The sequence below is a fragment of the Bacillus sp. AR13-1 genome (genome assembly GCF_008042285.1).
Lineage (GTDB): Bacteria > Bacillota > Bacilli > Bacillales > Bacillaceae_G > Bacillus_A > Bacillus_A mycoides.
Genome location: NZ_QNUA01000006.1, coordinates 264241 through 278427, shown reverse-complemented (window position 1 = coordinate 278427; position 14187 = coordinate 264241). Strand labels below are relative to the sequence as shown.

Annotated in this window: 11 protein-coding genes and 1 pseudogene; 6 read left to right on the top strand and 6 right to left on the bottom strand. The window is 35.3% G+C overall.

The window, feature by feature from the left end; translation table 11 throughout:
- Positions 1 to 119: 119 nt before the first annotated feature.
- From DN408_RS04220 to DN408_RS04210, 3 genes are all read left to right on the top strand, one after another.
- Positions 120 to 698, top strand: a complete 579-nt coding sequence (locus tag DN408_RS04220; protein WP_002011360.1) for a CYTH domain-containing protein — start codon at positions 120 to 122, stop codon at positions 696 to 698.
- Positions 699 to 883: 185 nt separating this feature from the next.
- Entirely contained in the window at positions 884 to 1282 is a 399-nt protein-coding gene (locus tag DN408_RS04215; protein ID WP_000043388.1) for a globin domain-containing protein, read from the top strand.
- Entirely contained in the window at positions 1282 to 2175 is an 894-nt protein-coding gene (locus DN408_RS04210) for a ClpXP adapter SpxH family protein (RefSeq protein WP_002125944.1), read from the top strand. The genes DN408_RS04215 and DN408_RS04210 overlap by 1 nt, the downstream gene beginning before the upstream one ends.
- 535 nt (positions 2176 to 2710) lie before the next feature.
- Here the strand turns inward: DN408_RS04210 and pepF are convergent.
- The 4 genes and pseudogenes from pepF to mecA all read right to left on the bottom strand — a co-directional run bounded on the left by pepF (position 2711) and on the right by mecA (position 8214).
- A complete protein-coding gene (gene pepF, locus DN408_RS04205) occupies positions 2711 to 4537 on the bottom strand; it encodes an oligoendopeptidase F (RefSeq protein WP_002134970.1) in 1827 nt (608 codons plus the stop codon).
- Between the two features lie 50 nt (positions 4538 to 4587).
- A pseudogene (locus DN408_RS04200) lies at positions 4588 to 5822 on the bottom strand (competence protein CoiA).
- Positions 5823 to 5913: 91 nt separating this feature from the next.
- On the bottom strand, positions 5914 to 7458 hold the full coding sequence (locus DN408_RS04195) for a cardiolipin synthase (protein ID WP_002064255.1): 1545 nt from the start codon (positions 7456 to 7458) through the stop codon (positions 5914 to 5916).
- 72 nt (positions 7459 to 7530) lie between these two features.
- Positions 7531 to 8214 carry an adaptor protein MecA gene (gene mecA, locus DN408_RS04190; protein WP_002011351.1) on the bottom strand — a complete coding sequence of 228 codons (684 nt, stop codon included), beginning with the start codon at positions 8212 to 8214 and terminating at the stop codon, positions 7531 to 7533.
- A 437-nt stretch (positions 8215 to 8651) separates the two neighbouring features.
- On the opposite strand from mecA, the gene DN408_RS04185 reads away from it, so the two are divergent.
- Complete coding sequence (locus DN408_RS04185) at positions 8652 to 9326, top strand: TerC family protein (protein ID WP_002030376.1); 675 nt, start codon at positions 8652 to 8654, stop codon at positions 9324 to 9326.
- A gap of 50 nt (positions 9327 to 9376) precedes the next feature.
- On the opposite strand, the gene spx is transcribed toward DN408_RS04185, so the two are convergent.
- The gene (gene spx, locus DN408_RS04180) at positions 9377 to 9772 is read right to left on the bottom strand and encodes a transcriptional regulator Spx (protein ID WP_002011348.1); all 396 of its coding nucleotides are present in this window, start codon (positions 9770 to 9772) and stop codon (positions 9377 to 9379) included.
- Positions 9773 to 10352: 580 nt separating this feature from the next.
- Between spx and DN408_RS04170 the strand changes: the two genes are divergently transcribed.
- Complete coding sequence (locus DN408_RS04170) at positions 10353 to 10556, top strand: hypothetical protein (protein WP_000559981.1); 204 nt, start codon at positions 10353 to 10355, stop codon at positions 10554 to 10556.
- 29 nt (positions 10557 to 10585) lie between these two features.
- Here DN408_RS04170 and DN408_RS04165 read toward each other — a convergent pair whose 3' ends face one another.
- The gene (locus DN408_RS04165; RefSeq protein ID WP_002125935.1) at positions 10586 to 12232 is read right to left on the bottom strand and encodes a peptide ABC transporter substrate-binding protein; all 1647 of its coding nucleotides are present in this window, start codon (positions 12230 to 12232) and stop codon (positions 10586 to 10588) included.
- A 353-nt stretch (positions 12233 to 12585) separates the two neighbouring features.
- Between DN408_RS04165 and DN408_RS04160 the strand changes: the two genes are divergently transcribed.
- Entirely contained in the window at positions 12586 to 14031 is a 1446-nt protein-coding gene (locus tag DN408_RS04160) for an MATE family efflux transporter (RefSeq protein ID WP_002166144.1), read from the top strand.
- Positions 14032 to 14187: the final 156 nt, after the last annotated feature.

The following is a 14187-nucleotide window of genomic DNA, read 5'->3' as shown; positions in this document are numbered from 1 at the left end:
CTGTCTTACTTAACAGTATTATTGTATCATAACATGGACGCAAACAAATAAAACATTGAACCAAATTTGCGAAAAAGCGATAATGTGGAAAGAATTATTTTTCAAAAGGAGCGCATACAATGACACAAGAAATTGAAATTGAATTTAAAAATATGGTTACAGAGGAAGAATTCCAAACATTATGCAAATCTTTTTCTATTGAAGCATTTACAAAACAAGTAAATCACTACTTTGAAACGCCTCACTTCTCTTTAAAAGATGCAGGCTCTGCACTTCGTATTCGTCATAAAGATGGAACTTATACATTAACATTAAAACAACCTGCTGAAATTGGTTTATTAGAAACTCATCAGTCTATAACAGAAAAAGAAGCACAACTTATGATGGAAACAAACACAATCATTCAAGGAACTGTAATGGGTCAGCTACACCAATTACAAATTCCCGTTTCCTCTTTAACTTATATGGGTAGTTTAACAACAGAAAGAGCTGAAATATTATTTGAAGGCGGAACGCTTGTCTTTGATCATAGTTTCTATTACAATCACGATGATTATGAAATTGAATACGAAGTGCAAGATGAAAAGACCGGTAAAGCAGCATTTATAAGGTTATTAAAGCAACATAACGTACCAGTTCGTCATACAAACAACAAAGTAAAACGCTTTTTCCTTGCCAAACAAAACGAAGAGCGCTAAAGTAAAATTTCCATCAGTGAAGAAGAGCTGTACTTACGGCTACATTTCACCTTTTTGAAAAGCAAAAGATTTATTAGCAACATATAGAATAAGTAAAGAATGTTATGAAGGCTGTTTAGTTGCTCTTCATAACATTCCATTGCTACAATAGATATACATTTCATGGAAAAAGGGGTTTATAAAGGATGAGCAAGCAACCGATGACACCATTTGAAGCAATCGGCGGTGAACAATGCATTGCAACATTAGTGGATACATTTTATTCCTATGTCAGTGAACACCCTGACTTATCTCCGATCTTCCCGGATGATTTAACAGAAACTGCTAGGAAGCAGAAACAATTTTTAACACAATATTTAGGTGGTCCTAATTTATACACTGAAGAACATGGGCATCCTATGCTAAGAGCACGCCATCTTCCGTTTGAGATTACTCCAAAACGCGCAGAAGCTTGGCTGTCATGTATGGAGCAAGCAATGGATGATACAGGAGTGCACGGTCATATAAGAGAGTTTGTTTTTGAACGTTTAGCATTAACTGCTCAACATATGGTCAATACTCCAAATGAAACAGGTGAAGTGTAATGGATAAGCAGGAAGCAAAGCATATAAATATGCCTTCTCCTTCCACATGCGAGCATAAATCTGTAGAAGCATATTTATTTATTGATCCACTTTGTAAAGATTGCTGGGATATCGAGCCATTTATTATTAAACTATGGCTTGAGTATGGGAAATACTTCTCTATTCGTCATATAGTAACAGGAAAAGTGGACGGGGCAAACGCTTCCTCACACAAATGGAATAAACCTGCTAATATTCGATTTGTGTGGGAAAAGACAACAAGTTTACAAGGTTTTTCATGTGATGGAAAAGTACATATGCAAGAGGCGTCGTCAACACCGTATTTAGTTTCGATGGCAATTAAGGCGGCGGAGTTGCAAGGCCGAAAAGCAGGTTCGAAGTTTTTGCGAAAACTCCAAGAATACATTTTTCTTGAAAATGTATCAAACCCTGACTGTGAATTATTGCTTACATGTGCTAAAGATAGTGGCATTGATGTAGAGGAATTTAAAAAAGACCTACACTCAGTTAGCGCAAAAAAAGCTTTCCAATGCGACCTAAAATTCACAAATGAGATGCATATTACAGAAATACCTTCCCTCCTATTTTTTCATGCAAATTCAGATGAGGAAGGTATTAAAATCACAGGGATTTATTCCTATGATGTATACGTACAGCTATTAAAAGAACTGGTAAAATGCGAAATTGAGCCAGAACCATTACCTCCTTTAGAAGCATTACTAGAAGCAACACAATTTATTTCTTCAAAGGAAATCTCTTTTATATATGACTGCCCTCAGCAAGAAATAGAGCGTGAACTAAAAAAATTACAACTAAAACGAAAAGTACAAATGATTGAAGTGAAGTGCGAGCGTTATTGGAAATGGATAGCAACAGAAAAAGACCTGGTGTAAACACCAGGTCTTTTTCTTTACGGCTTATAAAAATATTAAAGGGGATGGGAGAAATTTTCACGTTCAAACAAAGGGGTATATGTTTGTATGTGAATTCGTTCACGCTTATTATATTACAAGATTCGACGTCAGATGACAACCCCTTTTGTCGAATTTCACATTTTTGTCACATTCTAAACGTTTTCATTCTTGAATAAGCTATAAAAAAAGCAATTTAGGAGGTTTCCTTATGAAAAAATCTCATATTTTTCTTATCTTTCTATGTGTTATTGTTTCTTTTTTCTTGTATATCCTCTCTCTATTACAAGCTTTCCCTAAAATTATTGCCTTTCCTCTTTTATTCGGAGTTATCGTCATCGCTGTCTCTTATTTCAACTATAGAAAACGATTTTAAGGATTTTAATTACAAAAATCAACTGTAAAACTGCCTTCTAATTTAGAAAAAGTAAGGAAATCCTCCTTATTTTATCGACAAATATCGACAAAAACATTTTCAAACAAAAAAGACGAGGATAAAATCCCTCGTCTTTTCTCATTACTTTTCTTCAAATAATAACGCTTCTAATTCATTTAATTTCTCTTCAAATACTTGAAGTGCCTCTTTCACTGGTTCAGGAGATGCCATATCAACTCCTGCTTTTTTCAACACTTCAATTGGATAATCGGAGCTTCCCGCTTTTAAGAATTCGTTAATGTAACGTTCTACTGCTGGTTGCCCTTCTTCTAAAATTTGTTTAGATAACGCAGTCGCTGCACTAAATCCTGTTGCGTATTGATATACGTAATAGTTGTAATAGAAGTGCGGAATACGAGACCATTCTAAACCGATTTCTTTATCGATTACTAAAGCATCCCCGAAATATTTCTTATTTAAATCGTAGTAGATCTCCGTTAACATATCTGGCGTAACCGCATGTCCTTCTTGTACTTTTTTATGAATGATATGCTCGAACTCTGCAAACATTGTTTGACGGAATACAGTACCACGGAATCCTTCTAAATAATGATTTAATAAATATAGACGCTCTTTTTTATCTTCTGTCGTTTTTAATAAATAATCATTTAGAAGCGCTTCATTACAAGTTGATGCTACCTCTGCAACGAAGATTGAATAATCACCGTATACGTGTGGCTGTGTCTTTCTTGTGTAATAACTATGCACCGAATGACCAAACTCATGAGCAAGTGTATATAAATTATTTACATTATCATGCCAGTTCATTAAAATATACGGATTTGTTCCGTATGCACCAGATGAATATGCTCCGCTTCGTTTGCCTTTATTCTCGTACACATCTACCCAGCGATTTTCATATGCTTCTTTTAAAATTTCAACATATTCATCACCAAGTACGTTTAAAGATTTTAATAACAGGTCTTGCGCTTCTTCATACTTCACATTCATTTTCACTTCTTGTACAAGTGGTGTATATAAATCGTACATATGAAGCTCATCAAGTCCTAGTGCACGCTTACGAATATCAATGTAACGGTGTAATAAATGTAAGTTGTCATTTACCGTTTCAACGAGTTGATCGTATACTGCTTCAGGAATATTATTATTGCTTAATGCTGCTTGGCGAGCAGAGTCATATTTACGAATACGTGCATTGAAATTATTACGTTTCACTGCCCCGCTTAACGTACTTGCAAATGTGTTCTTAAATTTCCCATACGTTTCAAATACAGCTTTGAATGCATCTTCGCGAACACGACGATCATCACTTTCTAAAAACTGAATGTAACGGCCATGTGTTATTTCTACCTCTTCTCCATCCTCACCTTTAATAGATGGGAATTTCAAATCCGCATTATTCAACATACCGAATGTATTACTTGATGCACTCATCACTTCAGATGCTTCTGCTAATAACGCTTCCTCTGCCTCAGATAATACGTGCGGGCGTTGACGTGTAATTTCTTCTAATGCATGCTCATATACACTTAGTTCTCGATTTTCTTGTAAAAATGTTTGCAATGTATCTTCTGAAATAGATAAAATTTCAGGTACGATATACGCTGTGCTACTAGATACTTGTGAGTATAAATTTGTTGCGCGATCATTCAGTGCTTGATACACAGAGTTTGTTGTATCTTGATCGTAACGCATATGTGCATATGTATATAGCTTACCTAATCGCATTGAAATTTCATCTTCATATTGCAATGCCTCAAGCAAATTGTCTGCAGAGTCGCCAAGCTTCCCTTTAAATTCAGTTAACTTTGGCAATAGCTCTTTAATAGCTTGGAATTCTTTTTCCCATTCTGCATCTGTTTGGAAAATATCTTCTAATCGCCATGTGCTTGCTTCTTCAATCTCATTGCGATCTGGTAATGTTTTTGCTTTATTTTGTTCAGACATTCTGTAAGCCCTCCTTTAAATATCTCTACTTAAGTACAATTCTGTTTTTCTTATGTAATTCCTTCACGTTCATTCTTTATTATATCCCCTTTTTCTTCTCTCATGTTGAACTTTGTCTCAAATAGAGATAGCGCATAAGTTAGGCAAATCTCATCATATTTCCTAACTTCCTCCTCCGCCTGTAACATAACTATATTCCTCATTTTTCGGTACGTATAAGTCCCTACTTTATGCAACACGCCTACAAAACATAAAAAAGTCATATATTCAGTAACCGCTACTTTCCATATATGTTGTGAAAAGTACGGAAGTAAGCGCATTTCCGTATTTTTTTTACATAACTACACACATATTGAAGGGAAATACAATTCCCTACCGCAAGCTCACCTATACACTTCATGTATAGAGAAGCTTGCCATGTAAATGGATTTGTTTGAAAAGCAAACGCGGATGGGAGCGGAACACCGATTTCAGAAGGAAAGCTCGCTGGGGTACATTTATATTGATATAAGAGGCGGAGTAGTGACTTATGATTATAATTCCAGATAGATAGAGCGTTTTGCCGAAAATGGTTCTTTTTTCTCTTCCATTCTTGTCCTAATACCTCTTTTTGGAAAGGCACAGAGGAAAAGAGCATGTCAACAGTAGTCTTATCAGTTGGTAAATAAATAGTATGTGAGAAAGAGACATTTGTAGAAAACGGAGTGATAAATGCGCATTTCATAAACGATTTTTGTTTCGGACAGAAGAAAATAAGAAATGGCTGAGGATAAGATTGTAAGGAGAAAGCCAGAAGTGAGGAAAATTTCATCCAATATGCAGATTGCTTTTTTAATTGATTTCCACCAATGATCCAGATGACCTGTATACCAGCTTGCCAATACGAGTATGTTCGTTTAGAAAGCTGCTCTACGGAGAGATTTGCACATTGATATTCAATCGCAATTTTTCGATCCGCTCTCTCTACGTAAATATCTGGCCGTTGCTTGATTACTGGCAGATAATGCTCTATATCGACATGAAAATCTTGATGTTTTAACCATCTATATAACAATTCTTTACCGTGCATATGATACATAGATTCTGCTTCATAAAAGGTAAGACATGAATCCACTTTCTTATGAGCAAAATGCCAGCTCTTTTGTGTTCCTAATTTCATTTGCACTTCTTTTCCGCAAGCTGTACAAAAGAATTTTTCTCGTTTACGCATTTCGCGTAAACGTTCTTCATCCCGGTTATATAATAGATGAATTTTCTCTCCGTTTTCTCTCCTTGCAATAAACATCCACCATCACACCCTTTCAACTTCTTGTATTCTACAATTTACTACAAATTCCTCTCAAAAAAAGAGATGTCCTAAATTAGGACATCTCTTTCTATAATAAAGGTGATAATAACCGATACGTCGATTCAACAATCCGCCTATGAAGACGTCTCTTATGAAATCGGTCAACATGAATTTCACTGGATTCTTCTAAATCGTCTTTAAAATCTTGAACGAGCTTTCGAATGCTACCTGTATCATATAAAAAGGCATTTACTTCAAAGTTTAAATGAAAACTTCTCATATCCATATTAGCTGTCCCAATTGATGCGAGATCAGAATCCACGATGACAACTTTACTATGAAGAAAACCTTTTTCATATTCATATATTTTTACTCCTGCATCTAATAACTCCGGAAAGTACGATCTTGATGCATAAAAGACAGTCCGCTTATCTGGCTTACTTGGCATTAACAAACGAACATCAATACCAGCAAGTGCAGCTACTTTTAATGCAGATAAAATATCATCATCTGGGATAAAGTATGGTGTTGCAATCCAAATCGATTTCCTAGCTGAAGCAATCATTGCAAAATATAAATGTTTAATTGTTTCCCATTTATTATCCGGTCCACCTCCAACAAGTTGGACTCCGCCCCAATGATCACCCTCAACTGCTTCCGCTTGTAAATATTCAGGTGCTAATACCGCCTCACCAGTCATATAAAACCAGTCTTGAAGGAAAATTAGCTGTAAACTTTGAACTGCTTCACCGCGTAAATATAAATGCGTGTCTCGCCAAAAACCGAAATATTTATCCTTCCCTAAATACTCATCACCAATATTTAATCCACCTACAAACCCTTCATTTCCATCTATAATAACGATTTTTCGGTGGTTTCGATAATTAATTTTATCGTTTAAAATTGGAAAGCGCACAGGGAAAAATGGAATCATTTCTACTCCTGCATCATTCAATTCTTCAATATACGAATTTGATAATTTAAAGCTTCCAACCGCGTCGTATAAAAAACGAACGACAACGCCTTCTTTTGATTTTTTTATTAAAATATCTTTAATTTCTGTACCGAGCTTGTCATCACGCACAATGTAATACTCCATATGAATGTGGTGTTTCGCTCGATTTAACCCATCTAAAATTGCCTGAAACGTTTCGTCTCCATTTGTTAATGTCCTCGTTTCAGTTTGAAATGAAATATTTAAAGCACCTAGTCGATCTGCTAAACGAAATAACAATTCTTGATGCTTATGATTTCGTAAAATCCGTTCTTCGTAATCTTCGTGTCCCTTATATTGTAAAAACGCCTGTTCATCGAGTAATGCCTTCTTTTGGAACATTCTTTTTCTACGAAAATTTTGTCCAAATAAAAGATAAGCAAAGAAACCGAACACCGGAAAAATACCTAGTACGATTAACCACGTAAGTGTTTTAGACGGATGGCGGTTTTCTAAGAAAATAACACATCCAATTAAAAATGCGGAAACCGTAAATAAAATACTAATAATACCTAAAATAGAAACATCCTTTATCCCAATGACATCCGAATAAAATGCTACATCAATAAACATGCGTAATGAAACAAATAATGCGAACAATAGTAGAAAAAAGAAAAGTAGTTTTAACGTGTTTTTCATCTCTTACCTCCTTACTAAGAAAGCCTTCCTATTCTTCATAAAAAAAGCCGATTTCATACTATAGAAATCGGCCTACATTTTAGGAGGGAAATTGTTGCGAATTGTCTCAAGCGCACGCTCTTTCACAACCTGTTTCCCATACTCACTTACACGGTGAATCGTTAAAGTAGATTCTTCTCCATATTCTAAAACAATACTTAAAATACGATCAATTTCTTCTTCATCATGTAGCACTTCATCGAATTCCACATATACATAATATCGGTCCTCAAATGAATGTAATTCATCTTTTATATCTTCAAAGATAAGACGATGACTTAATGAAATAACATCTTCAAAATCATTAAACTTAATTAAAAAGCCAAACGTACCATCTTCATTAAAGTTTGTTCCTACTTGTTCTTCTACCTCTTCCACTAATTCTTGCTGGAATAATGATTCGATGCCTTCATCTAGAGGAATGTCTATAATTTTGTCTACACCTATTGGTAGTTCCAGCTTTTGTCCATCCTTTGAAAGCTCCGCTTTCGTTACAAGTACTTCAATCCCTTTATCGACTGCTTGCACTTGGATCCATAACGGCCCATCGATAAAGAAATCATCATGATCACGAGCTTCGTCCATCATCTCCCAAAAGAGCTCTTCACTTCGTTCGCGATCATACCAAATTTCTTCACGATTAAACCCTCTATCCTCTATATCAATGTACGTAATAAAAAATTTCATCGTATGGTCATTAATTCTTTCAATATCCAAAATACAACGCTCCCTTCCTGCTTAGAATTGTTATGAAGGGATTCCCCACTCATATGACAAAACAATAGATTCTTGTACTCTCATTTTATGATAAGATTCTCCAGAAGGGAAATAAAATCGATTTATTTTACAAAAATAGTTATATACCTATCTGTATTCGACTTTTTACATAAAGTGAAACAATAATCAGTATTTTTTTTCATCCTCCACTGATTATTAGCTCGCACCAATCGGAATAAATATACCATTATACTAATTCACTGCTCGCAAAAAATTTGGACATACATTCCCATATTCCCTCGTACACTGTAATAAAGTGAAACTTCTATTAGAGGTGATTATTTTGTCCCTGGGAGCGCGGGATCAAAACTAGACAAACTTTCTTCACCACATACATATATTTCGCTTATTAAAACATCATAAATGGAGGCAGACGAATGGACTTAGAGTTTTTAACATCTGTACTACTGATTGTCGGTATCGATGTTGTACTAGGTGGCGATAACGCAATTGTCATCGCACTAGCTAGCCGAAATTTACCTGAAGCAAAACGAAATAAAGCCATTTTGATTGGTACTATGTTAGCAATTGTGCTACGAATTCTCCTCACGATACTAGCTGTCTATTTACTTGATATCCCATTTTTACAACTCACCGGCGGAATTTTACTTACATTAATTGCGGTCAATTTACTCACTGATAATAACAACGATCTTTCTTCTATCAAAGGAAAAACGACTTTATTCCAAGCTGTGCGTACAATTGTATTCGCGGATCTCGTTATGGGGTTTGACAATGTTATTGCCATTGCAGGAGCAGCTCACGGAAGACTTTCACTCGTAATTATCGGTTTATTCATTTCTATCCCGATTATCATTTGGGGAAGCAAACTTATTTTAATACTCATGGAACGCTTTCCATTTCTCATTTATTGCGGAGCAGCAGTTCTCGCCTATACAGCAGGAAAAATGATTACACATGAAGACAGACTTGCAACGTTTTTTCATCATAATCCTAGTTTTGCCACAAGTATCCCTTATTTGTTCATTTTCACCATTTTATGCATAGGCTTTATCGTTCAACAAGTGCGATTACGTAATGTTAAACAGTAAAAAAAAACCTTCTACTCTATAATAGGTAGAAGGTTTTCATATTATTATAATTAATTTACAAGACGCTGTGCTTCACGTAATTGGAACGTTCTTACTGTACGTGGTAAGAAACGACGGATTTCATCTTCGTTGTAACCTACTTGAAGGCGTTTTTCGTCAATCATAATTGGACGACGTAAAATACCTGGATAGTCACGAATCATCTTATATAAATCTTGAAGTGGTAAAGACTCTAAGTTCACATTCAATTCTTGGAAAACTTTTGAACGAGTAGAAATAATCTCATCCGTTCCGCTTTCTGTCATACGTAAAATCTCTTTAATCTCATCAATCGTTAATGGATCTGAGAAAATATTACGTTCTGTATAAGGAATATGATTTTCCTCTAGCCATAATTTCGCCTTTCTACAAGACGTACAGCTTGGAGAACTATATAATGTTACCATACAAAGCTCACTCTCCTTAAAGAGTACAAATTCTGTACTAATTACAGTTTAAATTTCTAACTTCCGCAATTTTTCGCGATAACTTGTCTTATAGCAAAGTAAAAAATCGCAATTCATGTAAGCAACAATAATTACTTTTAATAAGTAACTTCTATAATCATTATACAATAGTTTTTGCAAGAAATATACAGTGAATTTACTGCTAGTTGAGAAAATTTCTCCGTGTACTCCACTGCTATGCAACATGATTATACTCAGTAAAACTGTCCTTTAACAACGGTCTTTAACCCTTTTGATACTTGCTTTCTACAATAATCTTCACTTGATATACAATTACAGTTTCATAATCTTCCCCATTAAAAAGAGAGCGTTTTCTTACCTTTTCCCAACAAAACAATTGAGAAATGTAAGACTCTAAAGGTTAGAAACGAAAAGGAACATTTGTTCTTATTTTAACAAATCTCCCCGCTCATGTCTATATGCTTTCTAAAGTAAATTGAATATTTTTCTGACATTTCTTTCTTTTTTACCATTTATCTCATACAATAAAAATACAGACAGACAAAGGGGGAATTTGCATATGATCGCTTTTTTTACTGATTTTATCATTGTTGCTACCCTCATCATCGGAATAACAGCATTGATTGGTGTCATTACAAATAGCATCGGTGAAAAACTCTTTGGTGGGAAAGAAAAAATGAAGTTTGTTAACAAAAGTTTAGATGTACAATCTGGCTGGAACCAAGTTGGCGGAAAAGGCATTTATAAAAAACGTACGTACTAAAAAAAGCAGGTAATTACCTGCTTTTTTTGTTATTTTCCTACTGATGCCCATTTGAAGCTTACTTCGCCACCATACTTATGGTTGTACATATCTTTAATTGTTTCTCTTTGTAAATATGCTCTACCACGTTGATATACTGGAACAATCGCAGCGTCATCAAGTAACATTTTTTCTGCTTCAAGTAAGTTTTTCCAACGAGCATTTACGTCGCTTCCATCTTTCTTCGCTTTCATAATAATCTCATCGTACTTCGGATTAGAATACTTCATTTTATTTTGTGCCCCATCAGTTACGAACATATCAAGATATGTAACTGGATCTGGGAAGTCTGCACTCCATCCAGAGAATGACATTACAAAGTCGCCCGCATCTTCTAATTTTAGTTTTTGCGCGAATGGTTGTTGTTTAATTTTCACTGTTAAACCTGGTAAATTCTTTTCTAACTCACCTTTTAAATATTCACCAGTTTTCTTCGATAATTCAACGTCTTCATTTAATAGCTCTAATTCAATTTCGTTTTTACCAAGCTCTTTTTTACCAGCTTCCCAATACTTTTTCGCTTCTTTTACATTTGGTTTTACAATATCTCCATTTTCAACACGGAAATCTTTTTTATCCGGTCCTTTAATGAAATTGTCAGGAATTAATCCCGTCGCTGGCTTAGAACCGTTATTTAATAATGTATCAACGAATGGTTTACGGTCAAAACCAAGAGAAATTGCTTTACGAATATTTTTATTTGCTAAAGCTGGGTCTTTTTGATTTAAGCGAAGGAAGAATACAGATGTATCTTCTACCGTTTTGAAATCTGGTTTTCCTTTATATTTATCGATGAACTCTGCTAATAACGTCGCTCGATCGACTGCGTTTGTTTCATATAAATTAATTGGCGTAGACGTATCTTTTACAATATTAAAGTTTACTTCCTCAAGCTTCACTTCTTTATTGTCCCAATATGATGAGCTCTTTGTCATTTTGAAGCTACGTTCATGTTGCCAATCACTTAATGTAAATGGTCCGTTATAAAGTGTTGTATTTGCTTCTAAACCAAACTTCGCCCCTTGCTCTTTCACATACTTTTCATTAACAGGATAGAAGATCGGATAGACCATTAAATCAACAAGATATGGAATAGAATTATCTAATTCTACTTCTAGTGTATGATCATCAATCGCTTTTACACCTAATTGGTCTGGACTCATCTCTTTTTTATTAATTTTCTCAGCATTTTTTATATCGTACATAATGTACGCCGATTTCGCAGCTGTATCTGGATTAATCGCTCTTTGCCATGCATACACGAAATCTTTCGCCGTTACAGGTTCACCATTTGACCATTTTGCATCTTCACGTAATTTAAATGTATACTTTTTACCGTCTTCTGACTTTTGGAATTCCTTCGCTACACCTGGAACTAATTTATCGTCTTTCCCAAGGCGGTATAGGCCTTCCATCGTATTGTTCATTACTTTTGAAGAAACTGCATCAGCTGATAACGCTGGGTCCATCGTTGGAATTTCTTGTGTTTCAATTAAGTTAATAACTTGCTTCGCACCGCTTTTCCCGCTATCCCCTTTTGCGTTCGCTTGCGGTTCATCTTTTTGGTAGCCACATGCCCCTAAAATCATGCTCATTGCTACTGTTGATGCTACAAAAACTGGTATCTTTTTTTTCATACTTCCACCCTCCAAAAAAAATGTTAGCCCTTTCATTTTCAAACAGAAAGAAATATATATATGTTCTAATAATTCGTATTATACACACAAATATATTCTTTGTATATTTATATTTCTATTTTATTAAAATTTTCTGTTAACACCACGTGCATTTGTAAACGTTTCACACTGCGTTTTTATTGAACTAAAGTGTTAAAAATGGCCATTTTTATACTTTTCTAAATTATCAGAGAAAAATAAATTTTATATTCTATAATATCTTGTGCATAATTATTCCTCTTTTTTGTCATAAAATGAAGGTTTATTCATATTGAAAATATGTAGGCTAAAATAAGTGCAAAGGATATGAAAGTGTGTTACGATACACTTTGCTAAAAATAGATATCGGTAAAGAGGGGACGGACATGACAGCAATTCGCTCAAAAAACGGGCCAACAGAGAAATTAAGTTTATTCTTATTAACATGGCCTATTTTTCTAGAAGTTTTTCTTTTTATGCTGATGGGGATCGCTGATACTTTCATGTTAAGTGCATTATCAGACGATGCTGTATCTGGGGTTGGTGCAGCGAATCAATACCTTCATATCGCGATTTTAGTACTAGAAGTCATAGGAAATGGTGCAGCTATCGTTGTATCCCAATACCTCGGTTCTAAACGCTTTATGGAAGCATCAAAAATATCAGCATTAGCCGTCACATTAAATTTAGTGGTCGGACTCATTATAAGCGCTGGTTTTCTTTTATTTTCAAAACATATGATGATGGCAATGAATTTACAAGGCGATGTACTAACGTATGCACAAAGCTATCTATCCATCGTCGGAGGAGCTATTTTCCTTCAAGCTATTATTAACTCATTAGCCGCAATTATCCGCGTTCACGGCTTTACAAAGCAAGCGATGTTTGTTTCGCTTGGAATGAATATTATTCATATCGCCGGAAACTACGTACTTATTTTCGGGAAATTCGGTTTCCCTGAACTTGGTGTGCAAGGAGCCGCGATTTCTTCCGCTGTCAGCCGGTTAATCGCACTTATCGTTTTCTTCTGGTTACTGTACCGCGTTATGGAATACCGTGTGAAATTACAATATTACTTCACTTTATCAAAAGAATACGTTGGCAAAATTTTAAAGATCGGCATTCCATCTGCATTCGAACAAGTCATGTATCAAGCTTGTCAAATTGTCTTCTTATATTACGCAACATACTTAGGTACGGAATCGTTAGCTGCAAGACAATACGCTACTAACATTTCCATGTTCACTTATTTATTCGCCATTGCTATCGGTATGGGAACAGCTATTATCGTTGGACGCCTAGTTGGCGGAAATGAAAAGGATGAAGCTTACACACGCGTATGGAAAAGTGTACAATGGGCGATTGGTGTAACTTTATTTATGGTCATGCTCGTTGTTACATTCCGCACACAATTAATGGGACTATTTACGGATAATCCTCATATTATCGCTCTAGGGGCAAGCGTTCTTTTACTAAGTGTACTACTTGAAACAGGACGGACGATGAACATCGTCATCATTAATTCACTTCGTGCAGCTGGCGATGCAAAATACCCTGTTTTAATCGGCGCATTCTCCATGGTGTTAATGAGCTTACCACTCGGTTACTTTTTCGCCTTCCATTTAGACATGGGGCTCGTTGGTATTTGGCTAGCGATTGCTATCGACGAATGGACGCGAGCAATTATTATGTTCTTCCGCTGGAGAAGTAGATCGTGGGAAAATTATGCACTTGTTAAACCAAATGAGCAAGATGAGAGCGTTTCTGTTCAAGCGCAGTAAAATAAAAGTGTTTCTAAATGAAGAAAAAGGCGGCTGGATTTCAGTCGCCTTTTCTTCATTCTTGGAAACTCTTAATTTGCTGTCTTTAAACCGAAAAAGAACTTGGATAAAATCTCTTTATACTAAATTAAGTTTAATTAGTATAAAAAAATAGAG

Bases quoted from the DNA above. Each gene is read 5' to 3' on its own strand.
- DN408_RS04220 (WP_002011360.1), top strand. From the start codon at position 120: ATGACACAAGAAATTGAAATTGAATTTAAAAATATGGTTACAGAGGAA.
- DN408_RS04215 (WP_000043388.1), top strand. From the start codon at position 884: ATGAGCAAGCAACCGATGACACCATTTGAAGCAATCGGCGGTGAACAA.
- DN408_RS04210 (WP_002125944.1), top strand. From the start codon at position 1,282: ATGGATAAGCAGGAAGCAAAGCATATAAATATGCCTTCTCCTTCCACA.
- pepF (WP_002134970.1), bottom strand. From the start codon at position 4,537: ATGTCTGAACAAAATAAAGCAAAAACATTACCAGATCGCAATGAGATT.
- DN408_RS04195 (WP_002064255.1), bottom strand. From the start codon at position 7,458: ATGAAAAACACGTTAAAACTACTTTTCTTTTTTCTACTATTGTTCGCA.
- DN408_RS04185 (WP_002030376.1), top strand. From the start codon at position 8,652: ATGGACTTAGAGTTTTTAACATCTGTACTACTGATTGTCGGTATCGAT.
- spx (WP_002011348.1), bottom strand. From the start codon at position 9,772: ATGGTAACATTATATAGTTCTCCAAGCTGTACGTCTTGTAGAAAGGCG.
- DN408_RS04170 (WP_000559981.1), top strand. From the start codon at position 10,353: ATGATCGCTTTTTTTACTGATTTTATCATTGTTGCTACCCTCATCATC.
- DN408_RS04165 (WP_002125935.1), bottom strand. From the start codon at position 12,232: ATGAAAAAAAAGATACCAGTTTTTGTAGCATCAACAGTAGCAATGAGC.